21 protein-coding genes and 1 riboswitch are annotated in these 26,057 nt (G+C 43.4%); all 21 genes read right to left on the bottom strand.

The window, feature by feature from the left end; translation table 11 throughout:
* Positions 1–3: 3 nt before the first annotated feature.
* Positions 4–840 carry a peptidoglycan editing factor PgeF gene (pgeF, locus tag NYE49_RS08365; RefSeq protein WP_015483207.1) on the bottom strand — a complete coding sequence of 279 codons (837 nt, stop codon included), beginning with the start codon at positions 838–840 and terminating at the stop codon, positions 4–6.
* A 162-nt stretch (positions 841–1,002) separates the two neighbouring features.
* Positions 1,003–1,248: a YlmC/YmxH family sporulation protein gene (locus NYE49_RS08360; RefSeq protein ID WP_003232153.1), complete on the bottom strand. Its 246-nt coding sequence runs from the start codon at positions 1,246–1,248 to the stop codon at positions 1,003–1,005.
* Positions 1,249–1,330: 82 nt separating this feature from the next.
* A complete protein-coding gene (ylmB, locus tag NYE49_RS08355; protein WP_047183559.1) occupies positions 1,331–2,611 on the bottom strand; it encodes an N-formyl-4-amino-5-aminomethyl-2-methylpyrimidine deformylase in 1,281 nt (426 codons plus the stop codon).
* 87 nt (positions 2,612–2,698) lie between these two features.
* Positions 2,699–2,800, bottom strand: a riboswitch (TPP riboswitch).
* Positions 2,801–2,812: 12 nt separating this feature from the next.
* Positions 2,813–3,607 (bottom strand): ABC transporter ATP-binding protein, encoded by a 795-nt coding sequence (locus NYE49_RS08350; RefSeq protein ID WP_014479731.1) that lies wholly within the window; start codon positions 3,605–3,607, stop codon positions 2,813–2,815.
* A 147-nt stretch (positions 3,608–3,754) separates the two neighbouring features.
* Positions 3,755–4,537, bottom strand: coding sequence for an RNA polymerase sporulation sigma factor SigG (gene sigG / locus NYE49_RS08345; protein ID WP_009967190.1), 783 nt, complete (start codon positions 4,535–4,537; stop codon positions 3,755–3,757).
* A gap of 139 nt (positions 4,538–4,676) precedes the next feature.
* Positions 4,677–5,396, bottom strand: coding sequence for an RNA polymerase sporulation sigma factor SigE (gene sigE / locus NYE49_RS08340; RefSeq protein WP_174616616.1), 720 nt, complete (start codon positions 5,394–5,396; stop codon positions 4,677–4,679).
* A gap of 62 nt (positions 5,397–5,458) precedes the next feature.
* Positions 5,459–6,388: a sigma-E processing peptidase SpoIIGA gene (gene spoIIGA, locus NYE49_RS08335; RefSeq protein WP_014479729.1), complete on the bottom strand. Its 930-nt coding sequence runs from the start codon at positions 6,386–6,388 to the stop codon at positions 5,459–5,461.
* 194 nt (positions 6,389–6,582) lie between these two features.
* The gene (locus NYE49_RS08330; RefSeq protein WP_342410990.1) at positions 6,583–10,884 is read right to left on the bottom strand and encodes a bacillopeptidase F; all 4,302 of its coding nucleotides are present in this window, start codon (positions 10,882–10,884) and stop codon (positions 6,583–6,585) included.
* A 302-nt stretch (positions 10,885–11,186) separates the two neighbouring features.
* A complete protein-coding gene (ftsZ, locus tag NYE49_RS08325) occupies positions 11,187–12,335 on the bottom strand; it encodes a cell division protein FtsZ (RefSeq protein ID WP_003232167.1) in 1,149 nt (382 codons plus the stop codon).
* 35 nt (positions 12,336–12,370) lie between these two features.
* On the bottom strand, positions 12,371–13,693 hold the full coding sequence (gene ftsA, locus NYE49_RS08320) for a cell division protein FtsA (RefSeq protein WP_047182581.1): 1,323 nt from the start codon (positions 13,691–13,693) through the stop codon (positions 12,371–12,373).
* Between the two features lie 173 nt (positions 13,694–13,866).
* Positions 13,867–14,232: a small basic family protein gene (locus NYE49_RS08315; RefSeq protein ID WP_003238683.1), complete on the bottom strand. Its 366-nt coding sequence runs from the start codon at positions 14,230–14,232 to the stop codon at positions 13,867–13,869.
* A 17-nt stretch (positions 14,233–14,249) separates the two neighbouring features.
* On the bottom strand, positions 14,250–14,957 hold the full coding sequence (locus NYE49_RS08310) for a DUF881 domain-containing protein (RefSeq protein ID WP_009967184.1): 708 nt from the start codon (positions 14,955–14,957) through the stop codon (positions 14,250–14,252).
* 22 nt (positions 14,958–14,979) lie between these two features.
* Positions 14,980–15,675, bottom strand: a complete 696-nt coding sequence (locus NYE49_RS08305; protein WP_015483203.1) for a DUF881 domain-containing protein — start codon at positions 15,673–15,675, stop codon at positions 14,980–14,982.
* Entirely contained in the window at positions 15,672–16,463 is a 792-nt protein-coding gene (gene divIB, locus NYE49_RS08300; protein WP_003232178.1) for a cell division protein DivIB, read from the bottom strand. The genes NYE49_RS08305 and divIB overlap by 4 nt, the downstream gene beginning before the upstream one ends.
* A gap of 129 nt (positions 16,464–16,592) precedes the next feature.
* Complete coding sequence (murB, locus tag NYE49_RS08295; RefSeq protein ID WP_003232182.1) at positions 16,593–17,504, bottom strand: UDP-N-acetylmuramate dehydrogenase; 912 nt, start codon at positions 17,502–17,504, stop codon at positions 16,593–16,595.
* A 31-nt stretch (positions 17,505–17,535) separates the two neighbouring features.
* Complete coding sequence (gene murG, locus NYE49_RS08290; RefSeq protein WP_047182579.1) at positions 17,536–18,627, bottom strand: undecaprenyldiphospho-muramoylpentapeptide beta-N-acetylglucosaminyltransferase; 1,092 nt, start codon at positions 18,625–18,627, stop codon at positions 17,536–17,538.
* A gap of 120 nt (positions 18,628–18,747) precedes the next feature.
* Positions 18,748–19,848: a stage V sporulation protein E gene (gene spoVE / locus NYE49_RS08285; RefSeq protein WP_003244810.1), complete on the bottom strand. Its 1,101-nt coding sequence runs from the start codon at positions 19,846–19,848 to the stop codon at positions 18,748–18,750.
* A gap of 60 nt (positions 19,849–19,908) precedes the next feature.
* On the bottom strand, positions 19,909–21,264 hold the full coding sequence (murD, locus tag NYE49_RS08280) for a UDP-N-acetylmuramoyl-L-alanine--D-glutamate ligase (RefSeq protein ID WP_015383601.1): 1,356 nt from the start codon (positions 21,262–21,264) through the stop codon (positions 19,909–19,911).
* Positions 21,265–22,239 carry a phospho-N-acetylmuramoyl-pentapeptide-transferase gene (gene mraY / locus NYE49_RS08275; protein ID WP_003232192.1) on the bottom strand — a complete coding sequence of 325 codons (975 nt, stop codon included), beginning with the start codon at positions 22,237–22,239 and terminating at the stop codon, positions 21,265–21,267.
* Positions 22,240–22,350: 111 nt separating this feature from the next.
* Positions 22,351–23,835: a UDP-N-acetylmuramoyl-L-alanyl-D-glutamate--2,6-diaminopimelate ligase gene (locus NYE49_RS08270; RefSeq protein ID WP_015483202.1), complete on the bottom strand. Its 1,485-nt coding sequence runs from the start codon at positions 23,833–23,835 to the stop codon at positions 22,351–22,353.
* 175 nt (positions 23,836–24,010) lie between these two features.
* A complete protein-coding gene (locus NYE49_RS08265; protein ID WP_015483201.1) occupies positions 24,011–25,951 on the bottom strand; it encodes a stage V sporulation protein D in 1,941 nt (646 codons plus the stop codon).
* Positions 25,952–26,057 lie beyond the last annotated feature (106 nt).

Raw genomic sequence — 26,057 nt, 5'->3', positions numbered from 1 at the left:
CTTTTATGCCTCCTTCATTCCGATAAAGGACATCATCCGTCCAGTTTTCCCCTGATCGCGGCGGTGAGAATAGAAAAGAGACGGCTCGCTTTCCGTGCATAAACCGCTGACAGAAATTTGTTCACTTGCCAAACCGCTGTCCATCAGTATAAGACGGTTCAGCTCTTTCAGATCAAGCTGATATTGTGCCTTTGCCGTCTGATTAACGGCAAGGTCTGCTGAAACCGGCAATGCGCGGACAGCATCCATGACGCGGTCGTCTACCGTATAGCATGCACCGCTGATAGACGGGCCAATAACAGCGTAAATATCTGAGGGATTTGAACCTTCCTTCTCAGTCCATTGCTTCACCATTTCTCTGCCAATCTGTTTGACGGTGCCTTTCCACCCGGCATGGGCGACTCCGACAAGCGACTTAACCGGATCATAAAAGAAAAGAGGCACACAATCAGCAAAGCATAATGCTAAAAATACATTTTTTTCATTTGTATAGAGCCCGTCCGTTGCTTTTAGAGCCGTGTGATACTCACGGGCGCCTTTTCCCCTATCCCTCTGCGTCACTTTCTGAACGCGATTATCATGTGTCTGATCAGCGAATACCCAAGACTGCAAATCAGTATTAAACATATCGGCAATATATTCACGATTTTTAACTACATCTGCATCTTTGTCATGAACGTGCAATCCTGTATTTAACGATTCAAAAGGCTTTTGGCTGACACCGCCGTTTTTTGTCGTAAATCCGGCAATGACCTCTTTGTTGTTTTGATTCGTTTGAGCCCAGTCTTGTATCATGAGTGTCGAGGGTGTGGTAAGACTGAATGGGTGATATGTATTCATGATGATCCAACCTTTCGACAAACATTTAAAAAAGCGGAATTTCCCACTTATTTTACCACATCTTACTGCATTCGTTGAGCGCCGATTTGCATATTTCTAAGTGAAATGTGCCGGAAGAATCGAGACTTCCGGCATTTGCCAATCTGCGGCAGACAAGCAGGTTTATGCATGTGGTTCACTTAATCGGACTAAGATTACATCTTCCCCGATTTTTACTATATTTCGCCATGGAATGACCAATTCCTCTTCTTTTCCAAAAAATCCGAGAACTTTCCCATTTCCTCCGAGTATGATCGCCTGAATTTTTCCAGTGGTCACATTGATATCAATATCACCAATACTCCCCAGCTTTTTTCCGTTTGAGACATTGACGACATCCTTTACCTGAAATTCTGAAATGCTGATCATTCCATCACGTCCTTTTTCCGTCCTTTAGTTCAAGTATATGAACGGGCAGGCTGAACCTTGTCAGCAAGAAGAAATTTTCATGTCATTGTTCTTTTTTCCGGCTGCACCAGCTGATGATAAAATCGAGTATAATTTTTGTATACTCTACTAGCTGCTCAATCGATACCTTCTCGTTCACGGAGTGTGCATTGTGCAGATCTCCAGGACCGTATATTACGCATGGAATACCGGCATCATACAGCCACCCGCCATCTGTAACTGATTGAGAAACGTCAATAATTGGACACTCCCGTTTCACTTTCTCATGAGAGGCAGTTAACGCTAAGACGCCTGGGTGGCCAGGGTCAACTTCCAATGCCGGAAAAATTTCTCCTCTGTCTTCTATCATGGATGAGCCTCCCCACTTGAATACAGGGCGGTTTTCCCTAAGCCAAATATCACTGTCACTCAGCCGATTGACGTAATCTTCTATTTCCGCTGCCACTTGGTCATGGGTTTCATTCGGATAAAAATGGACTGTGATCCACAGCCGGCATTCGTCCGCTATAAAAGCCGCATGTCTGCCGCCTTCTATAACTGCCGGGTTAATCGTATTTGTGCCTGGTTTAAAACCGGGATAACTTTTCATAATGGACCAGTGGCGCTCAAGTTCACCGAGCCCCGCAATGATTTTTGCCATTTTTTCAATTGCGCTTGCTCCGAATGTTCCTCCGCCTGCGTGAATCATATTCCGTCTCGTTCCATCATGAAATGTTTGACTGCTTTTGATTTCGATCCAGCCTGTAATGACACCACCTTGGCCTTGAATATGCATATCGCTCGTATCCGCGACAATTGCAAAATCAGCGTGGTAGCCCCTCTTGCAGCATTCAAGTGTGCCGGCTTCTCCAACTTCCTCCCCAATAACCGATTGCAGAATCAGATCACCGGGAAGCTCAATGCCGGCTTCACGAATTAATTTGACAGCAAACAGCACACAAGCCATTCCGCCCTTCATATCGGAAGCGCCTCGCCCGATTAAGAGACCGTTTTTTTCAATTGGATGAAACGGATTGTGCTCCCATTCTTCATCCTCTTTTACCTCTGCCACATCTACATGACCATTGATAATCAGGCTATAATAATCTGCTGAATCTGTTCCCTTTAGCTTCCCTACAACATTGGGATCTCCAGGGTACACATCCCATTTGTCGATCGAGAATCCCAATTCATTTAAAAAACCCGCAATCCATGACTGAATGCCCTCTGTATTTCTTGCAGGCGGTGCGGGTGTTTGATAAGAAATCAGTGTTTTAGCAAGCTGAATAAGCTCCTCCTTTTGTTCTTCCACTTTTTTTTGCAAAGAGTCTATTTGTTGATCCAATGTAAATCCGCTCCTATTCTTTAAAATCAAAAAAGCCGTTTCAAATGTGATGAAACGGCTTAATAAAAACAAACGGAGTCCGATGTACTCCGCTTTTCACCGCTTCCCTCCGCTGGCATGATCCAGATCAGGTCAAAAGGGTTGAGACAAAGTCTCTCTCAGCTTCGCAAAGCACCCCTAGGATGAATCTATATATGTTTGTCAGGCATTCGTTATCGGCTCAGCTCTTGTTAAAAACGGCCGATCCTGATTCCATAATACATGGATTGGCGTATCAAAAAAAGCGGAAAGTACTTGATCAGTAAGCATTTCCTTTATTTCTCCGGATCCAAAGACCTCTCCCTGTTTTAATAAAAGGGCTTTATCAAAGACAGGCAAAATTTCTTCAGCATGATGAGTCACATAAAGGATAGATGGTGCATTTTCTTTGTTTGCAATGTATGTAATCGTATCTAACAACTTTTCCCGGGCAATAAAATCCAGCCCTGTGACTGGTTCATCCAGTATCAGCAACTCCGGATCGGCCATTAGTGCTCTAGCAATCAACGCTCTTTGTTTTTCCCCTTGAGAAAGGGTTTCATAGCGGCGATCGGCATATTCAATTGCTCCCAAGTCCTCTAACAAACCAATCGCTTTTTCCCTGGTTTCCTTACTTGGCGTTTCATATAACCCAATCGAAGCGTAAGCTCCGCTCAAAGCAATTTCAAAGGCTGAATCTGCCGGATACAATTTTTGCTGAAGAGCTGCTGAGACGAGGCCAATTTTACGTCTGAGCTTTTCCCCAAGCTCTGTTTTGCCAAATTCATGACCAAGCACCTGCATCTCGCCTGATGTTGGAAAATAATATGAGCAAAGCATATTTAACAGCGCTGTCTTCCCGGCGCCATTTAGGCCGTAAAGCACCCAATTTTCCTTTTCCTCCACCTTCCAATGAATATCTCTCAGTATCCATTTCCCATTCCGTTTTAGTGAGACATTGTCAAGCTGCAAAATCATCGTGGTCCTCCTCTTTATTGCCTTTTATAATTGTTTTAATTTTCATAAAACTCTGTACGAACTAGGATACCTTACTTTTTCCAAAACGTAAACCATCCGTAATCAATAGAAAAGCCTTTAAAACAACATGGTTTTAAAGGCTTTTCATTATTGATGAATATTTTTATTCATTTGTTTGATAGCCGCTTTTTCAAGTCTGGACACCTGCGCTTGAGAAATTCCGATTTCCTCGGCGACTTCCATTTGGGTTTTCCCTTGGAAGAACCGCTTTCTCAAAATCATTTTTTCCCTATCGTTCAGCCTTCTCATGCCCTCTTTTAAAGCCAGCTCTTCAATCCATTGTGAATCTGTATTGCGCTCATCACTGATTTGGTCCATCACATAGATCGGGTCTCCTCCGTCGTTATAGATCGGTTCAAATAGAGAAACCGGATCCTGGATGGCATCAAGCGCAAATACAATTTCCTCATGCGGTACTTCAAGAACTTTTGCGATGTCTTCTGCAGTCGGCTCCTTGCTTGTCTCACTGATTAACCGCTCTCTTACCTGAAGCGCCTTGTAAGCGATGTCCCGGAGTGATCTTGATACACGGATCGGGTTATTATCGCGTAAATACCTGCGGATCTCTCCGATAATCATAGGTACAGCGTATGTTGAAAACTTAACATTGTGGCTTAGGTCAAAATTATCAATGGATTTCATTAGTCCGATGCAGCCGACTTGAAATAAGTCATCAACATACTCCCCTCTGTTATTAAATCGTTGAATGACACTTAAGACAAGACGCAAGTTCCCGTTTACAAGCTTTTCTCTTGCTGAATCATCGCCTTCATCCTGCAGCTGCCTAAACAGCTTTCTCATCTCTTCATTCTTGAGTACTGGTAATTTGGAGGTATCCACCCCGCAGATTTCGACTTTATTTCTCGACACTTTTTTCCCTCCCTACAGGAGCTGCTGTACAACGTTAAGTATCTCCTTGGGTGGGAAAAATATGCACTGCACTCAGACCGAAAAACTGTCGAAATCAGGAAATCCCTGTAAAATCAAGGGGTTCTAACCATAAAATTTTTTACACCATTTTGTTGAACTCTTTTCTCAACCTTTTTATAATTCTTTTCTCAAGCCGCGAAATATAAGACTGAGAAATCCCCATCATATCCGCTACATCCTTTTGGGTTTTTTCTTCTTCACCGACAAGCCCAAACCGCAGCTCCATGATTTGCTTTTCTCTCTCATTAAGCTGTTCAAGCGCTTTTTTCAAAAGCTTTTTATCGACGTTAGCTTCTATGTCTTTAGTGATGATGTCATCGTCAGTGCCGAGCACATCAGAAAGCAAAAGCTCATTGCCGTCCCAATCAATATTAAGCGGTTCATCAAAGGAAACCTCTGAACGGATTTTGTTATTTCTTCTTAAATACATCAGGATTTCATTTTCTATACACCGGGAGGCATAGGTAGCAAGCTTGATTTTCTTTTCTGGATTGAATGTATTCACAGCTTTGATTAGACCGATGGTACCGATGCTGATTAAATCCTCTATATTAATTCCCGTATTTTCAAATTTACGGGCGATATATACGACCAGACGCAAATTGCGTTCAATTAGAATGGCGCGCGCCGCCTGATCGCCGTTTGGGAGCTTCATTAACAAAACCTGCTCCTCATCTTTAGATAATGGAGGCGGCAAGGCTTCACTCCCGCCTATGTAATAGACTTCATCACTTTTCAGCCCAAGTTTCATCAGCAGCTTATACCAGAGGTGCATCAACCGTAATTTCAGTTTTTTCATCTTCCTCTCCCTTCTAAATGTCACGCCGTTTGAGTATGATAAGTAACGGACATTTGCGAACATTATGAAACGTGTTTGACAGCCTTGCCCGAAAGCATTTTCGGATGAATAATCGCGTCAAACTCTCCATCTGCCGACAGCTTTGTTGTGCTGATGCCGATTAAACATTTATCTGCAGAAATCATTTCTTCTTTTGTCATAATCGTTACGTGATCCGGTTTAACGCATAATAAAAATTGGTTTTGCTGACCAACTCCCCTGTATGGAATCAACCTCATTTTATCTAAAAAGCGAAAGGAATCATCGAGCTGTTCGATGGCTTCCAATGGGTCTGTGTTTCGAATGATCATCGTTTCGGCTGTTCCGAAAATCGGCTCCAGTTTATCAATGTAAATGATCATTACCGGCGTTTTTGTAAGAGGATCGTACAGCTGATTACCGGAATCAATCAGGCCTCTGACATGAAGTGTTTGGCTGCCCAAATCTGCCTGCACGCTGACTCGTTCCTCATATTGAATGTTTTTTGTTTCAATATCTTCAATTCTTCTTTTAGAAAAAAACCATAATGCTGGAAAGCCAGCAACAATAAACAACCAGCTGATCGGGTCTCCAAACCCTGTTTGATTGGTAATCATGACACCGTTTTGAACAATAGAATTTGACTGCAGCAAAGAATGGGCTCCGATAATTCCTCCCCCCATTAAAAAAGTGGCAAAATAAAAGGAAAACAAATTTTGAAAGAAAAACCGAAATCTTTTAAAGCCAAATGTCACCACCACAATCACAACTGAAAAAGCTAGCTTCCCAGCCGGATGTTCAACAATCGGCGAAAAAGGAGTAAACATCAAAAGGACAATACTGGAACCGATGAACGCTCCGCCTACCAGTCTTCTTTTTTTCACATGCCGTTTTAAAATAAATGCCGTGAGCAAAAGCAAAAGTGCATCAAAACAAAAGTTTAACAGCCAAATGACATCTAAATAGATTTTCACATCTGACTCCTTTCTTTCTTGCCTCACGCTGTTCCCCTTCTTGCTTCATAAGTATAAAGCAAGCTCTGTGGGAAAGTCTGTCAATTAATGTTGAGAGGAAAATACAATTTTTCAGGGAAATCTGCTTAATTTGTCGAGGAATTGTAATGAGAGGATATATAAAAAAGCTGCCAATGACGGCAGCTTTTTTCCACTTAATTTTCTGTGTTGATATTAAGTTTTCCATTCGCAGTTTTTCTTGTTTCATTTCCATAATCATCTCGTACGATCACTTCTACTTTTGCTCCTTTTGCTTTAATAGAAGAAGTGGCTGTCCAATAGCCTTCATATCTTCCCGGAGAAATTTCTCTTAACGGGAGTTCGGTGGCGTTTTGCACACTCGCTCTTGCATTTGTCAGCGGCATACGAATGATAAACGCTGCATCTAAATCCTCAGCACTTGAGAAAGCGATTTTCACAGATTCACCGGCTTTTAAGTTTTTATCCTCTCCCGGAATTAGGCCGGAAATGATAGGCTTGTCAAAGTTGACATCAATGACAGCCTTTTTCGTCGTTTTGTTGCCTGCTAAGTCTGTAGCAATCACCTTGATTTCATTGCTTCCATTCTCCAAAAGAATACGGGCTGAGTATGAACCATCAGTTATTGTTGCTTTTTTGCCATTCACCTTGACGTCTTTCAGATTGTCATCGGATACAGCCCCTTTGACAGTCAGCGTTTCTTTATTTGTTTTCTCGCCATCCTTTGGATTGTCCAGTGTTAATTCAGGCTTTTCTTGATCAAGCGTGACCGTGATCGGGCTGGAGGCATCCGTTGTTCCGTTGTCAGTTGATGCAGTTGCCGTCAGCTCATTTTCACCCTTGTTGAGTGTGATGCCTGCATGGAACGTGCCATCCGCAGCAGCTTTCGTTTCTCCTGCTTCTTTCTCTCTATTATAAATGTGTACCGTTGTGCCAGGAGAAGCTTTTCCTTTTACAGTGACGCTATCCTTATTTGTGTATGATTTGTCTGTCGGTGAAGTAATCTCAGGTACAGCAGCTTCATAATTAACTAATGCGCGAATCATATAGTTGCCGTCTGCTTCGTCACCCGGCTCCCATTGTCCACCTATATACTGCCAGTTGCGGCCGGAATTCTTGCCGGTTTCATCCATTGCCAGTCCAGGTGAATACGGATCAGGTTTCGACTGGATATACACGAGATAAAAGTCTCTTTCGACCATAATCCCTTTTGAACTGAGATCTACTTTAGTCCACTCGCCATTGCGAAGAGCTTCCGCGTTAAATGGCCCTGCAATTTTCTTGCCCGGTGCTCCGTCTTTTCCTGTAGCATCGTATACCTCAACCTTAAACTCTGTGCCGCCGGGATCAGGGAACTCTGTATCCCAGAATCTGAACAGCCCTCCTGTAAGCATGCCTTTGTCCTTGCCGTCAGCGAGCGTCATTTTGACCGCCCATCCGTTACCGGCAGCAAAATAGGAATTGGCATTCTCCGCCGTTCCGTCATCATATGCAATTTCACCCGGATAACCGACGAAAGGCTTCAATGCAGTTTCTTTTGTCACATCACCTTTTAACTCAACGGAAAATTCATCACTGTAATAACCCGGTGCAGCGACTTTAATCGTATAAGCGCCTTCATAGGCTTCAAGCGTATATTCGCCTTTGTCGTTTGTCATAGCCGGTTCCACCGCAGCATCCTCTACAACATAAACGGAAGCGCCTTTTACCGGCTCTCCTGTCGTTTTATTGATGACCGTGCCTTTTAATGTGCCCTTCTTCATCTCTTCTAACGTAAAATTAGCTTGTGTCGTCTGATCCGTCTTTAAAGATACTTTTTGTGTTTTCGACTGATAACCATATGCTTCTGCCATAAGCGTATAGTCTCCCGCTTTGTGCTTCAGCGTGTACTGCCCTGTGGATTGATCTGAATATGTTGATTTTCCTGTTTCCACTACACTGACTTGTGCCCTGAGCGGCAAAACTTGAGGCTGTATAGCCTTGTTCTGATGTTTTACCGCTGTGTTTGCAGATGGCTTAGCCTTTTTCGGATTTACTGGCTTTTTCTTTTGCTTTCCAGACTGCTTTTCGACGCCTAGCTTATTCTTTTTGACTGTTTTTCCGGCTGATTTGTCAGAAAGCACTACATCATCAATGTACCAGCCCTCTTTGTTAATACTTTCATCTGATTGAAGGTTAAACATCACTTGAATGTTTTGACCTTTATAAGCCGATAAATCAATTTCTTCGTCCGTCCAGCTTGATGTCTTTCCATTATAGACACCAGCCTGCTCCCAATTCTTTTCACCCTCAGGCAAAACAAAAACGTAGCCGTAATCAAAATCATCCTCTAAATTGTGCCAGCTTTTAAACTGAAGGAACAGACTTCCTGAATCAGGTACTTTAACAGGAGGCATAACAAGGTTCATGTTTGCTGAGTTGGCATAATTTCCTGTCAAATTCGTTCCATATACTTTTTCTCCGGATGCTGCTGTATTTGGGCCAGTTGACGGAACTCCCCATTCCCAGTTATTATTTGTTCCGCTCGCAACCCAGCCGCCGGGTGCAGTTTCAAAGTCCTGCTTATATCCCACCGTGATGCTTGGTTTCACTGTTACATCGTATACGTCAGACGAAACGACATGACCGCCAAAATCGTGAATCATCCACTTATAGCTTAGTTTAGTTCCTTTTATGTCTGGGATCTCTGCCTGATACGTTCCTTTTAGATGATCACCGCTGATTCGTTTAGCCGTTATTTCTGTCCATTCACCTTGATCAAACTTGTAGGACAGCTTTACAGATGTCACACTCACATTGTCTTCAGCTGTCAAAGTCAATGGCAGGCTGCCACCTTCATAAGCTTCAGTTACTTTCTCATGCTGATAGACAGGAGGCTCTTGGTCATCCCCCTCTACAGAAACTTGTCCTTCCGCTTTCCCTAAACCATCTGTAACAGCGGATACAGCATCAAAAGCATTCACCAGACCATGGCCATATCCGTTATTCGGTGAATCAGGAAATGTTGAATCCGTGAGCGGTTCAGCCGTGCTGGTTAATATATCCTCCATCTCATCAACAGAAAGTGAGGCATTCGCCTGTTTCAGCAGTGCAGCAACAGCGGATACATGCGGCCCTGCCATTGATGTGCCGTCCCATCCATCCTCATATGTCTGACCGGGAACGGATGAACGAATATTAACGCCCGGTGCAGATATTTCCGGCTTTATTTCATCGTATGGAGATGGCCCTTGAAGAGAAAAGTCAGCGAGCTTTTTATTGATATCAGTCGCTCCAGTTGCAAACGATTCCGGATAGTTTGCCGGATTTGCGATAGAACCAGGCCCGCCGGGAATAAAGAGATCCGTATTCCCCGCTGAAAACTCAGGGAAAATATCGGCCGCACGCCAGGCATTGACCATGTCTCTGTACCATTCATCAAGTCCAGAGCCCCCTCCCCATGAGTTATTGACAACATCAGGAGCCATTTCCGGGTGGGGATTTCCTTCCGCGTCCTTTGGTGCTAAAACCCATTCACCAGCTTCCAAAATGTCAGCATCAGTGCCGCCATCTTCAGAGAACGCTTTAACAGCAATCCATTTTGCGCCAGGCGCTACACCGATTTGATTTGTTCCATCAGGTTCAGAGCCCACCATCGTGCCTGTCACATGGGTTCCATGAGCCAAATCATCATAAGGACTTGCCTCGCCTGCTACGGCATCATACCAGTTCATTTCATTTTCAGGCTCATTAGGATTTTCCGGATTATATCCGCGATATTTCTCTTTTAATGCCGGATGATTCCATTCCACACCTGTATCAATGGACGCAACAACCGTGCCAGTTCCATCATATCCAAGTGCCCAAGCTTTTGGGGCATCGATTTGGTCTACATTCCATTCCACACCGTCAGTTGCTTTAATAGCTTTCTGTGCTTTTTTCATATTAAATGGGGAGGATGACTTAAAAAGCTGCCGTTTCTCATTAGGAAGCACCTTTTCCACTTCGGGAAACTGCGCCACTTTTTCCATAACCTCTTTTGAGGCATGAACAGCAATCCCGTTCACCACATAATAAGAATGAATTTGGTCTGCATTTCCTTTATCTTTCTGGGTGTTCAAGTATTTTAGGACATCTTGCTGGGATTCATCGGCTGTGACTTTTAAAGATGACACAACAGCAGAACGCTTTTGATATTCCGTCTTAGCGGCAGACAGCTTCTTCGATCTCGCTTTTTTAACAGCCGCTTTTGCCGCTTTTTCTGTGTTAGCCTGATCTTTAAATTTAATCAGAAAAGTCGTTTTTTCTTTCTTTTTAAAGCTTTTCTTTAATGAACTCGAAATCTTGTTTTGAATGGATTCCGCAGATTGAAGCTCCTTTTTAACAGAAGGTGAGGTGACTTTACTGCTTGCCCCGGCTGCTCCCGGAAACAGCAGTGAACTGATGACAACTGTACTTAAAACAGAGCTGATGAGTCTGTTTTTCGTTTTTTTCTTCATTTTCATCCCCCTTTTTCAACATGCTTTTTAAAAAAAGTGTCGTCCCTCCTTTTAATAATGAATGGTTTGTCAGAACATCGCTGTATATTAACTGTAGACAATCTGAATTACAGATATTGTCGTTTCATGTCATTCAATTTCCATATATATGAAAATGATAAAAATGTCACAAAAATAAATAGGTCTAATTATCTGTTTTGTTACTAAGCGAAGGAAGCAATAGGGAAAAAGACTTTATAAGAAGGAAAGTGTGAAGAGAAAAACAAAAAAGGACAAAATCGAAAACGATTTTGTCCTTTACATTAGCCGCGTTTATTACGGTTTCTTAAGAATGTCGGGATGTCAAGCGTATCATCAGCCGGCTGTGAAGTATGACGGCTTACTGTGTTCTGCTGCTGAGGCTCCTCACGTTTTGGCTCACGCTTCGGAACACTTTGATTGTGTGTTTTGATGCTTTGATTTAAGCTTGGACGCTGAGGCTTCGTCACGTCCTTCTCTTGTTCGATAAAGCCGGTTGCAATCACTGTCACCACAATCTCATCTTTTAGATTTTCATTAATAACAGAACCGAAAATCATGTTTACGTCTTGATCAGACGCCGAAGCGACAATGTCTGCTGCTTCCTGAACCTCATATAGGCTGAGGTTTGTTCCTCCAGTGATGTTCATGAGGACGCCTTGCGCACCGTCAATGGCCGCTTCAAGAAGCGGGCTGGAAATTGCTTTTTTTGCTGCCTCTGCCGCGCGATTTTCCCCAGTAGCAATACCGATACCCATCAAAGCAGATCCTTTGTTTGACATGATTGTTTTCACATCAGCAAAGTCAAGGTTGATAAGACCAGGTGTGGCAATCAAGTCAGAAATACCTTGAACCCCTTGGCGAAGTACGTTATCAGCTTCACGGAATGCTTCAAGCATCGGTGTGTTTTTATCAACAATTTCAAGGATACGGTCGTTCGGGATCACGATCAGTGTATCCACCGCTTCTTTCATTGCCGAGATTCCGCCTGCAGCCTGAAGCTGTCTTTTGCGTCCTTCGAAGGTAAACGGTCTTGTCACAACGCCGACTGTTAATGCGCCTAAGTCTTTCGCGATTTGTGCGATAACCGGTGCGGCACCTGTTCCTGTTCCGCCGCCCATACCAGCTGTCACGAATACCATGTCAGCGCCTTTAAGTGCTTCTTCAATCTGCTCTTTGCTTTCTTCAGCGGCTTTTTTCCCGACTTCTGGATTCGCACCTGCTCCCAATCCTCTAGTCAGCTTTGCGCCGATTTGCATTTTCACTTCTGCTTTTGACAGGTTAAGAGCTTGAGCGTCCGTGTTTACCGCGATATACTCTACTCCTTGCACTTCATTTTCAATCATTCGGTTAACGGCGTTGTTACCGCCGCCTCCTACTCCGATTACTTTAATTGATGCTAAGCCGTCTATGTTTGTTTCGAACTCCAACATGCTAAATCCTCCTAATCTGCCGAATGACTATCTATCTATTCCCAAAACATGCTTAATAGTTTTTTCATTTTGCTCTGTTTATTATGTTCGGCTTGTGTTTTTTGTTTTCCTTTTGGCCGCTGCTGCACCTCATTTTGGTGATGATGCTGCTCTTGTTCCTCAGATGATGAGACTGCGATTTCCTGTATCGCTTCTTCAGGCATCTTAAAGCCTATTTTTCTGCCTTGGATTCTTGCATTCCGGCAGGCGAATTGGATCAGGCCCACTCCCGTCATATATTGAGGATCTCTTACACCGATATAATTCGGGCTTGCCACTCTGACATTGTTTTGCAGCACATCCTGTGCCAAAGACATGACACCCGGCATAGCTGCTTGTCCTCCTGTCAGCACGAAGCCTCCCGGCAGATCGGTAATTCCCATACTGCGAAGCTCTTCTGAAACAATTTCAAGAATTTCTTCTACTCTCGCTTCAATGATATTTGCTGCTTCTTGCTGTGTAAATGTTTGTTTTTGATTGGTGCCTATAACGGTTACCTCAAATATTTCATCTTCCGAGGCTTCGTCATAGTAGGCATGTCCAAATTGCTTTTTCACGCGTTCTGCTTCTTCTGTTGACGTTCTCAATCCGATGGAGATATCTTTGGTGATATTTTCGCCTCCGAGAGGAATGACACGGGTAGAAATGAGATGTCCGTTCTGGAATACGGCAATGGTTGTTGACCCTCCCCCTATATCAATGAGAGCCACACCAAGGTTTTTCTCGTCCTTTGATAATGCAGCAGAACCGGCTGCCAGCGGCTGAAGGCAAATATCAGTTATTTCAATACCAGCTCTTTCAACGCAGCGGAGTAAGTTATGTAAGATTGTTTTTGAACCGGTGATCAAGGTGCCCTCTACTTCTAAACGCACACCCAGCATTTTTTTCGGGTCGGTGATTTCATCTCTTCCATCTACGATAAACTGTTTAGGAATGACGTCGACAATCAGCTGTTCATGCGGTACGGAAACAACCTGTGCCGCCTCCATGACACGGCGTACATCTTCAACCTGAATTTCTTTATTTTCACTGGAAACTGCTACAACACCGTTTGTATCTTGAATATTGATATAATTTCCATTAACGCCGACAATAGCTTTTCTAAGCGGAAAACCTACCATTCTTTCAGCTTGGTCAAACGCTTTTCTTATAGAATGAACGGTCTCATCTATATCAACGATTGAGCCTTTTTTCAACCCTTCAGACGGTACATTTCCCACACCGATAATATTAAGGGAATCATCTGTCATTTCTCCGACGATCACTTTTGTATTGGACGTACCGATGTCAAGACTGACGTAAAGTTCATTGTTGTTCATTCTATGGCACCTCCTCACATTTCGATCATTTCTATTCTATTATTTGCGGAACAACAATACAATGAATGTGGCTTTACAAGTGTGTAACAAAAAATAACAACAGAATATTTTTATGTGCTTTTCACATTTTATGTTTATTGAAAATATTCGTTATATCCTATGTATATCCTCTTTTATATCACATTTTTTTTATTTTTTTTAGAAAGAGTCCACTTTGTTAGTAGATTTCTTCTGATAACGGCTATATTCTGAAATAATCTGACTCCAAATGCGAATATACCTGCTAAATACAAGTCTACACCAAGATGGACTCCCAGAAAAGCTAAACTTATTGCCAATATAATATTAAAAAAGAAACCGGAAACAAATACCATTTCATCATATGTACCTTGTAAATGCGCCCTGATTCCGCCGATTAATGTATCAAGTGCGGCAAGCACCGCAAGCGATAAATAGTTTGAGTATTCACTCGGTATCGTTAAGTTTGTCATTAGTCCAATCGCTATTCCGAGCACCAGTCCCAACACGGGCAGCCACATGACAATTCTCCTCCTTTTCAGTCTTTAAGCAGTTTCAGCTGTTGTACGTCCAGTGGTCTGTCATATGCTTTTAATGTTAGTTTGCTTTCAGATTTACCGGCTTTTAATGCTAAATTTTCAGATGCAAAAAGATCCTCGAGGCCTGACCCCTTCACTCTGCTGTGTAACATGTCCGGATCTTTGGCAAGCACTTTTACTGTTAAAGGATAATCGTCAAGGGCGTATCCGTCTATTTTTGTAGTGCCGTTTATATCTCTGATGACTGTATGATTCACAACTCTTCGCTCGTTAATCGAGATATGCTCTGCACCGTAGGAGTTGAGTTCATTAATCAGCTTTTTCAGCAAATCCGGAGGCGGATTTTCGATCGGCTCTCCTGTTAAGCTTTCAGAAAAAAGCGGGGAAATCGTAATGACAATTCCGCTACCTGTTATATCGGTCATGCCGGCTGTTTTTTTTAAGGATTGCAAGGTATTATTTAGCGCGGTTTCTTTTGTCATTTCTTTCGTTTGCGAATAGCTATTCAGCAGTTTGTCATATTTGTTTATTTCAGCCAGCAGCTTTTCCTGCTTCTTCTGCTCTGATGTCAGCTCTTCCCTAATATCCCACATATCTCTTGTATCCCGGACTTTGGGGTGCTTTAACGAATTAAACTGAACAGATATCATCAGGCCGAAGATGACCATAAGCACACTGATGCTTATGAAGGAACGCTTTATTTTCAATCTATTTCACCCGCTTTTTCAGTCATTCCTTCGTTTTCAGAATCGGTTTCATTTGTACGTTTTTCTCTTTTTCTGCCGACACAGAAATATGATCCATTGACAGCTGATCAATTAGGCCTCCTGCGATATTTAACGAGGGCAGCAGGACATCTGGATCTCCAATAGCGGATACCGTAAACGGAGCGGGATGCTGCACCCCGTCTACTGTTACCACAGGACCATTGCATTTGATATACGAATCATGCGTCAAACGCTGTCCATTAACGGCGACAGCTGCCGCTCCTGAGATATACAGTTCGTTTACTACTTGGAAGATATGGCTTTCGTGAACGATGTAACTATTCACATTCTCCCCTTCCGGGATGTATGACGCATCTTCCAATGTCACCTCAACGCCTTCTCCCTGCACACCGACTTCCCCAATATACATCCTGTATTTTTCTGTATCTTCGAGGACATTATAGTATTCCGACTTCTCTTTCTTCAGCTTATTTTCCGCCTGGCGGACTTTGTTTTGCTTTTGATATAATTCTTTTTCAAGCTTCTTATTTTCTTTCTCTTGTTTCAGAAGTTCATCTCTCAGCGCATATTCTTTTTTCCACTCTTCCGTCTCAGCCGCGCTTTTGTTGTTTTCTTTTGTCATTTGAAAAGAAAATGAAATCAAAAAGCCTGCGATAAGCATAATCAAGGAAAGAAGGACTGCTGATTTGCCCCTCAATTTTCATCTTCCTTTTTAGCAGCTTTATCGTTTTTCCCAAACTCTTCAAAATAGGTGGCAACTTCTAAATGAATGATTCCTTTTTTATTGCTGCTTAGCTGAGAAATGATAGAAGGATACGTCTTCATTCGGTCTGCAAACGTTTTAATAGATGCAGTGACAACATAACCGTCGTTCATGTACAACTTAATACGGTTTTCATCCATTTTTACAGGCGTATAATAAATCTCTGAAATCGACTGTTTTAACGAATTTGACAACGCATCGAGCTGCTTAGCCATTTGAGACCGCTTCTTCGCGTTTGTCCAATTCACTAAAATCGGTCCGGCATCATCCGGCGTTACTTCGTTTGGCAGAACTGAGCCGTTTTCAAGCACTTCATAGTACACATCGTCTTTTTCTAAATAAGCAATCGCTTTATATTCTTCGATTGCAATGTTGATTTTATTAGGAAGCGATTTGCTGATCTCCGCTTTTTTCACTAATTTATTTTGCTGAATCTTCTTTTCTGTTTTTTGCTTGTCCAAACTCCAAAACTCAGTATCTCCGCTGTTAATATCGGAAAGGTCGATAATTTCCTTTTTTGATACATTTTCATTCCCTGTAACAGAGATTGTTGATACTTTACTGATTGGTGTTTGCAGGTACACAATGATCAGCACCATAATAAAAAAGAGCATAATAAATGAAATGAGACGGCGGTTTGCCTTTTGTTTCCTCTGCTCTTTAATTTTAGGGATCCGCTCTTCAATGTTAACGATTTTTTCTCGGTCTTGACCCGGGTTCATTGCCTGTTCACCTCATTCAAATGAAACAGCTGTTAAAAGTCTGTCTATTCCAAAACAAACGGCATACTATGATGCCGTTTGTCGTTTGCTTACAGTATATCATATGAACAGCTTCAGTCAGAACTTGAATCAGCGATTTCCGCCGATGATTTCAACCTCTGTGTGCATATCAATCTCGTATTTTTCACGGATTGTCTTTTTCACATGGTCAATGAGATCAAGCACATCTTTTGCTGATGCTCCCCCCGCATTGACGATGAAGTTTCCGTGCATCTCCGATATCTTTGCACCGCCGATTTGATATCCTTTCAAGCCTGCTTTTTCTACAAGGTTCCCGGCATGATTCGGAAGCGGATTTCTGAATATGCTTCCCGCACAAGGGCTTGAATACGGCTGTGTATTTTTTCTATAGTCTTTATTGCTTTGCATTTGCTGAACGATTGATTCCTTATCCTTCTGCTCCAGCTGCAAAACAGCTTCAAGGCAAACGCCCGGGCGTTTCTTTTGCAGTACAGATGTCCTGTAGCTGAAATCCATCTGCTCATTTGTCAGCCACTCAATCGTTCCGTCTTCAAATAAAATATGGGCTTTGACGAGGATCTCGCTCATATCAGAACCGTGAGCGCCGGCATTCATATAAACCGCTCCGCCGACTGATCCTGGAATGCCGGCAGCAAATTCCAAACCGGACAGGCCTTTTTTGCTCAATGATGTAGCAAGGCGGACCACTGAATAACCGCCTCCGACTGTTACTTGCTCCCCTTCAAGCTCCAAGTGGTCAAGACCCGCACCCAGCTTGATTACTACGCCTCTAATTCCTTCATCTAAAACAAGAAGATTTGATCCGCGACCGATGACTGTCCACTTCACATCATATTTTTTAATCACGTCCATGATGTCTTTAACAGCATCTACACTGCTTGGAATGACCAATACATCCGCAGGTCCGCCGATTTTCATCGTTGTATGATTCGCGAGCGGTTCATTTGCAAGAACCTTGCCGACTTCGCGTTCTTTTAATTCCTGTATCACTTTCTCCATCGTAAACCTCCGCATTCCATTTGCTTTTCTATTATTTTTTTAATTCCTCGAGTACGCTGTATAAACGGGCAGCCGCGTCAGGAACACCGAGTGACTTTGTTCGTTCGCTCATTTCCTTTAACGTTTGCTCATTCAGTACAATCCGGTCTAGCGCTTCAATCAGCTTCTCCCCGCTGAGCTCTGTTTCTTTCAGTACAATCGCCGCATCATGCTGGCCGAGAGATCTCGCATTGACCTCCTGGTGATTCGCTGTCACATATGGACTCGGGATCAGAACACTTGGGATTCCGAGAGCAGTAATTTCGGCAATCGTTGTCGCACCGGCTCTGGCCACAATGACATCAATGGCCTTTAAATACTCAGGCATTTGATGAAGAAACGGTTTTGTGACCATATTATCAGCGGCACCCTTGCTTTTCAGCTCATTCATTACTTTTTCATAGTGAACTTCACCGGTGATATACAGCACTTGATAGTCTCTTGTTTTCAGCGCATCCTGCATGTCAATGACAGCGCGGTTAATCGGTGCAGCGCCTCGGCTACCGCCGAAAATTAAGACCGTTTTTTTGTCTTCAGAAAGCCCAAATTCAGCCATTGATCGTCCCGTCTTTATTGAGACGACTTCAGAGGCTCTCGGGTTTCCCGTAAATACAACTTTCTCGCTAGGAAAATGTGATTTCGCTTCTTCAAAACAAATCGCTACTTTATTAACATATTTTGAAAGAAACTTATTCGTGATGCCCGGCAGGCTGTTTTGTTCATGGACAATAGTCGGAATTCCCATTTTCGCAGCGGCATAGACAACCGGCCCGCATACATAACCGCCCGTTCCAATTACGGCATCGGGCTTAAATTCCGCTAAATACGATTTACTCTTTTTGACGCCCTTCAGAAAACGCATCACAGTCTTGACATTTTCAAATGACAATTTTCTTTTAAATCCTGTAATTTCAATTGAACGAAACGGTATATTCTCCCGCTCAACAATTTTTTTCTCCAGCCCGTTTTCTGTTCCAATATATAAAAATTCCACATTAGGATGACGTCTTTGCACTTCTTTAATAAAAGCAAGCGCAGGATAAATATGTCCCCCTGTACCGCCTCCGCTTATTACAATTCGCATTTCTTTTCCCCCAGTCTAAGTTTCTCTATAACATAACGATAACCCTGTTTTGTTGGACAGGGTTATCGCATCAATTGTTTCCAAGCTTCATGTTAGACAGGAAGCTTGGACATACATTCGTTAATACCTCGAGTAGCGGCTTACATTCAGCAGCACACCAACTGCCATCAGCATTAGAGTCAATGAAGAGCCTCCGTAGCTCAAAAACGGGAGCGTGATGCCTGTTACAGGAATCAGGCCCGTGACTACGCCGATATTGATCATGACTTGAATGGCAATCATTGAAATAATGCCGACTGCGACAAAGCTTCCGTACAGATCAGGCGCACCAAGCGCAATTCTGATTCCTCTCCACAGCAGGACGCTGAAGAGGAGCAAAATAAGTGTTCCCCCGATAAAGCCCAGCTCCTCTGACAAGATGGCGAAAATAAAGTCTGTTTGCGGCTCAGGCAGATAAAAGAACTTCTGTCTGCTTTGTCCGAGCCCCATTCCGAACAACCCGCCGGGCCCCACTGCATAAAGCGATTGAATGATCTGAAATCCGCTTCCGAGCGGATCTTCCCATGGATTTAAGTATGAGGTAATCCGCTTAATTCGATATGGGGCCGATAATACGAGCCCGACAAAACCGCTGAGGCCGATCAGCCCGAGAAAGACGAAATGGGCGATCCGCGCGCCGGCTACAAAAATCATGACAATACAAGTTCCGACCATAACTGTCCCCGTTCCGAGGTCAGGCTGGCACATGATAATCAAAAATGCTGAAAACACGATGCCAAGTGCGGGGACGAACCCCCGTCTGAACGATGTGATGTTTTTTTGTTTTTCAGAGAGAAATTTAGCAAGGAATGCAATCATCGCAAGCTTCATAAACTCTGAAGGCTGTATGCTGAATGCTCCGACTCCGATCCAGCTTCTTGAACCATTCCGCACCATTCCGACGCCCGGTATCAAAACAAGCACCAGAAGGAAAAAGCAGATAACCATCAGCAATTTGGACCATGTCCTCCAAGTCCAATAATCAACATTCATGATAAAAAACATAGCAATGACACCGATTCCCGCAAACAAAAGCTGCCGTTTCGCGAAAAAGAATGAGTCGTCAAATTTATAATCCGCCCATACCGCACTCGCACTGTACACCATAATTAATCCGATTGTTAATAATAATAACGTAATGATGACCAATAACAAATCAGGCGATGTTTTTTTAGTAGTCAAAGCAATCGACACCCCAAGCTTAAAGTCATTAGGGCTGCCGATTTACTTCAAGACAAGCCCTTACTTAAGCATATGCACGGCATCTATAAACATGTCACCGCGTTCTTCAAATGTTTTGAATTGATCCCAGCTCGCACACGCGGGTGACAGCAGGATGACATCTCCTTCATTTGAGATCGCAAACGCCGCAGATACTGCTTGTTCAACATTATCGACACGTTTGACATGTTGTATTCCCAGTTCATTGCCGAGTTTCTCGAGTTTTGGCGCCGTCTGGCCAAATGTAAGCACTGCTTTGACATGCTTCATATAAGGTTTCAAGTCATCAAAACCATTTCCGCGATCCAGTCCGCCCGCAAGCAGAATGACCGGCTTATCAAAAGCTGAAAGCGCCTTGCTTGTCGCCAGAATGTTTGTTGCTTTACTGTCGTTATAAAATTTGCGGCCATTCACAGTTGTGACATATTGGAGGCGGTGTTTCACACCAGTAAAGCTTGTCAGCACCTTTTTAACCGCCTCATTGGATGCTCCTGCCGTTTTCACAACTGCAATAGCTGCTAAAATGTTCTCCAGGTTATGAGCACCGGGCAGCACAACCTCTTCCAGAGGAAGAATGGCTTCGCCGTTAAACATAATCATACTGTCTTTTACATATGCGCCCTGTTCAAGCGTTTTGCTGACTGAAAATGGGACGATTTCGGCTTTTCCGGCTTCAGCAAGACGCACGACGGTTTCATCATCCTGGTTGACAATGGCTTTATCTGAAGCAGTCTGATGAAGGTACACTTTCTGTTTCGCTTTTTCATAGTTTTCGCGCGTATGGTGATAATCCAGATGGGCGTCAAATACATTTAAAATCAGGCTGATTTCCGGTCTGAAAGCGTGTGTTCCCATCAGCTGAAACGAAGACAGTTCAGTAACGATCCATTCATCTCCATCAGCATGATAGGCAACCTCACTTGCGACTGTGCCGATGTTTCCGGCAATCAGTGCTTTTTGCGAGTCAGCTTTGAGCATTTCGTAAATTAGCGTTGTTGTGGTCGTTTTACCGTTCGATCCGGTAATCCCGATAAACTTGGCGCTGGTCAGGTAGTAAGCGAGCTCAATTTCCGTCCAAACCGGAATGCCTCGTTTCTCCGCTTCCTGAACCATAATATTTTCATAAGGAATTCCCGGGTTTTTGATCAGAATCGTGATTTGATGCTGATCGAACAGAGAAACTGGATGCTCTCCGCAAACAACTTCGATTCCTTTTTCAGAAAGCTTTTGTGCCGGTTCATTTTCTTCAAAAGGCTTTTGATCATTGACTGCAACATAAATGCCTTTTTCATGAAGAATGGAGGCCGCCGCATATCCGCTTTTCGCAAGCCCAAGGATTAAAAAATGCTGTTTCTGTAAAAATTGATCATTTTCCACTTATAACCACACCTCGATGTAAATTCCTAAAACGGCAAGCAAAAGTCCCGCAGCCCAAAACGTCACGACTACTCTCCATTCAGACCAGCCGACAAGCTCATAATGGTGATGAAGCGGACTCATTTTAAAGATTCGTTTACCTGTCGTTTTAAAGCTGATGACCTGCAAAATAACGGATAATGTCTCGATAACGAATACACCGCCGATGATAACCAGCAGGATCTCTAATTTCGTTAAAATGGCAATGGTAACGATGGCTCCTCCCAATGCAAGCGATCCCGTATCTCCCATAAAAACTTTGGCCGGATGAGCATTAAATACAAGGAAGCCCAGAACTGCACCGACAACGGCAACTGAGAAAATCGCTACGTCATATTGAGACTGATTCCATGCCAGAATGGCAAAGGCGCCAAAGGCAATCGCCGCAGTACCGGATAATAACCCGTCAAGGCCGTCAGTCAGGTTAACTGCGTTTGATCCGCCGACAAGCATAAAGAGCACAAGGATAAAGTAAGCCCAGCCAAGATCAAATGATAAGTCAGTTCCAGGAATGCGAATATCCGTCGCAAAATTGTAGTAATGATACACAGCGTAAAATACAACTGCAATAATAATTTGTCCGATCAGCTTTTGCTTTGATGTCAACCCAAGATTGCGCTTCATGACAACCTTGATGTAATCATCTAAAAAGCCAAGCAAACCGTAGCCTAGCGTAACAAACAGAAGCAGCACCATTTCGGGGCTTATTTCTGAGAACTTCTGTGTCATCACAATTGTTGTCACTATGATAGAAAGTATGATCATGACCCCGCCCATTGTCGGTGTCCCTGATTTTTTCTGATGTGATTTCGGTCCTTCTTCTCTAATACTCTGGCCGAATTTTAATCTTCTTAAAAACGGAATAAGAATCGGAGAGAGCAGAACACTAATTAAAAACCCCATTAAAATTGTAAACAGAATGACTTGCTCAAGCATTGTCCTTTTCTCCTCCTGTTTCTTTCAAACGACATACGTAGTTATCATATTCATGATTTTTTTCCATATGAAAAATCTTTTCAAGCTCCATTATTCAGTAACATCTCTTTCCTATGAATTCGTCTTATTCTTATTGAGTTCAACAATGGCTCTCGCCGCTACTTCAGCATCATCAAAATCGAAAGTTTCATTTCCGATCTGCTGATAGGTTTCATGTCCTTTTCCGGCAATGAGGACAACGTCGCCTTTTTTGGCATTGGCAATTGCGAAAAAGATCGCCTGCTCGCGGTTTGCAATACTGTGATAGTATGCGTTCTCTACTCCGGCTTCCATATCTCTTAAAATCGCGCGAGGATCTTCGCTTCTCGGGTTATCTGACGTGAAAATCGGCTCGTCAGCCAGCTTCACAGCAATTTTAGCCATTTTCGGGCGCTTCGTCTTATCTCTGTCTCCTCCGCAACCGACAACGACAAATAGCTTTCCTTCCGTCATATCTCTGCATGTCTCCAGCACATTTTCAAGGCTGTCCGGTGTGTGCGCGTAGTCTACAATGACAGGAAACTCCTGCTGCTGATTGACCAATTCAAAACGTCCTCTTACACCATGCAATTCTTCAACAGCCTCAGTGATGATTTCAAACGGTATGCCTGCTGCAATACATGTCGCAACAGCGGCCAGCACGTTATACACATTAAATTGTCCGACGAGAGACATCGTGATGTGCTTCGTGCCTTTGTTTGTCACGAGATCAAAGCTTGTGCCCTGTGCAGTGATACTGATGTTCTTCGCCATCACATCAGCATCGTTTTTAATTCCGTATGTAGAGATATGCGCAGCTGTTACCTTTTCAAAATAAGCGCTCGCCTCATCGTCAGCATTCAGGACGGCACGCTTTGGATGTTCATGGTTGAAAGCCCCGCCAAGCTGGGAAAAGAGCAAGCTTTTTGCATGCCGGTACTCATCCATCGTTTTATGATAGTCCAGATGGTCCTGTGTTAAATTCGTAAACACGGCAATATCATAATCACAGCCATGGACGCGTCCTAAAGACAAAGCGTGGGAAGAAACCTCCATGATTGCAGTGTCAACGTGCTTGTCATTCATTTTCTTAAACGTTTTCTGCAGCGTGACGCTTTCCGGAGTCGTGTTTTTAACAGGAAGTGTTTCGTCTCCGATTTTCATGTACATTGTACCGATCAAGCCTGTGCGTTTTCCCGCTTTTTTCAGAATCTCATCGACCATGTGGGTCGTTGATGTTTTGCCGTTTGTCCCTGTTATCCCAATCAGCTGAAGCTTCTTCGTCGGCTGTCCGTAAAACGCATCAGACAAAACGCTGAGCGCGCGAAGTGACTGCCGGACAATAATAACAGGAACATTCACATCGACCTCTCTTTCTGCCACAATAGCCGCTGCGCCGTTTTCTACTGCTTTTTGCGCAAAATCGTGGCCATCCACCGTATACCCTTTTACACATACAAAAAGACTCCCTTTCTTTACTTCTCTGGAGTCCATCTCAATTGAAGTTATTTCAGGGTCTTGTGAGTCGTTTACAGAAGGTTCGGTTGTTAAGTATGTAAGCAGCTTTGTAAGTTTCATCGTATCAAACCTCTCAACATTCTAATTCGTTCTTTTTATCATTGAAGTCACATCAAATGATGTGGTAATGATTTTAAGCATACAGTTCATATTTTAGCGTAAATAAAAGGATACATCCAGCTAATCTTGAAAGATATCAGCATTTTTTCTGCAATAAAAGAATAGGCAGCCCGAATCAATCGGCTGCCTCCTTTTCATCTTCTTCAGTCAAATACACGCGTATCTTTGAGCCTTCTTTTACTTTCGTTCCGGCAGCTGGCGATTGTTTAACGATTTTGCTCCCTTTCCCGGAAGCATCCACATTGAGATTCACCAATAGTGACTCAAGATCTGAGACAGACATCCCTACAACATTCGGAACTTCTATTGTTTTTGTGTCGTTCCATTGGTATTTTTTCTCGATTTGATTTTTCCGGGGCTTCACACCAAGTTCCGGCAGACTGTCTCTCATAATATTTCCGACAATAGGCGCTGCAACCGTTCCGCCAAACTGAATCGTGCCTTTCGGGTTATCCACCGCAACGTAGACGACTAGACTCGGATCATCAGCTGGCGCGAAACCGATAAATGATACAATATGGTTGTTCTCAAGGTATTTTCCATCTTTAACCTTTTGTGCAGTTCCCGTTTTTCCTCCGACACGATATCCTTCTACAAATGCATTGCGGCCTGTTCCTTCTGCGACGACGCTTTCTAGAGCATAGCGGATTTGTTTGGATGTTTCCTCAGAAATGACTTGTTTCTTTGCGATTGGTGATTGTTTTTTGACCGTTTTCTTCGTAACAGGATCGATCCATTCCTTTGCAATATAAGGTGTGTAGAGCGTTCCTCCGTTTACAGCGGCGGATACTGCTGAAACCTGCTGAATCGGTGTGACGGATACTCCCTGTCCGAAAGCCGTAGTTGCTTGCTCCACAGGGCCCACTCTCTCAAGCGGGAATAAGATGCCTGTTCCCTCGCCTTGGAGATCAATCCCCGTTTTTTGTCCAAAACCAAAGTCTTTGATATATTTGAAAAGCTTTTCCTTTCCTAAGCGCTCGCCTAATTCAACAAACCCCGGGTTGCAGGAGTTCTGCACAACTTCCAGATACGTCTGCAGCCCGTGCCCGCCTCTTTTCCAGCAGCGCAGTCTCGCTCCGTCCACTTCCGCATGCCCTTTATCATAAAATTGATCCCGTTTCAAATTTACTTTTTGCTCTTCAAGGGCTGCTGCAAGTGTAATAATTTTAAAGGTAGATCCCGGTTCATACGTGCTCCATACTGGCAGATTTCGATTGTAGACGGACGGATCAACAGATTGGTAATCAGCAGGGTCGAAGTCAGGCCTGCTAGACATCCCCAAGATTTCTCCGTTTTTCGGATTCATGGCTACGGCAATCATGCCGTCCGGATGATATTTGGCCTCAGCGTTATCAAGCTCTCTTTCCATTATCGTCTGGACCTTTGAATCAACCGTCAGCTTCATATCAAGCCCATCCTTAGGCGGCGTATAGTCATCCGCTTCATCAGGCATCTTCTTCCCCTTGGCATCTGTATAAAACTTAACAGAACCTTTTTCCCCTTTTAAATCATCGTCGTAATAGGCTTCCAGTCCAAGGAGTCCTTGGTTGTCAATTCCTGCAAATCCAAGCACATGAGATAAAAAGCTGCCGAACGGGTAATGACGGATACTGTCCTCCGCAACATACACACCTTTTAAATCAAGCGCTTTGATTTCCTTCGCCTTCTCATTTGAAATTTTTCTCCCTTCAGGAGTGATCTTTTCGATTGACGCTTTTTTAGTCACATGTTTATATACTTTTTCTTCTGACATGTTGAGCACCGCCGCAAGCTGCTTGCTCGTTTTCATCGGATTCTGAACTTGGCGCGGCACGACGAATACGGTCGGCGCACTTTTATTTGTTGCGAGCTTCACACCATTCCGATCCAGAATCTCGCCTCTCTCCGGCTCAAACGGCAAGTTCCGGCTCCAGGAATCTTTCGCCAGCGAAGTCAGTTTTTCGCCCATCACAAACTGAACATACCCCAGCCTTGTATCAATGATCAGAAACACGATCACGCCAAAAAGCAAAACAAATAATAAACGTTTTCTAACCGTTACATTCGAGACGCGCAAGAGACCGTTCACTCCTTATTTAGGCTTGTTTCATTTTATGCCTGAAATTGGACAGGTAGAACGATGCTCCTCTGAAGGCATAAAAAAAGAAAGCCTGCATAACGCA

Source organism: Bacillus sp. FSL L8-0358 (genome assembly GCF_038593095.1).
In the GTDB taxonomy this organism is placed as follows: Bacteria; Bacillota; Bacilli; order Bacillales; family Bacillaceae; genus Bacillus; species Bacillus subtilis.
This window is presented reverse-complemented; position numbering and strand designations above follow the sequence as displayed.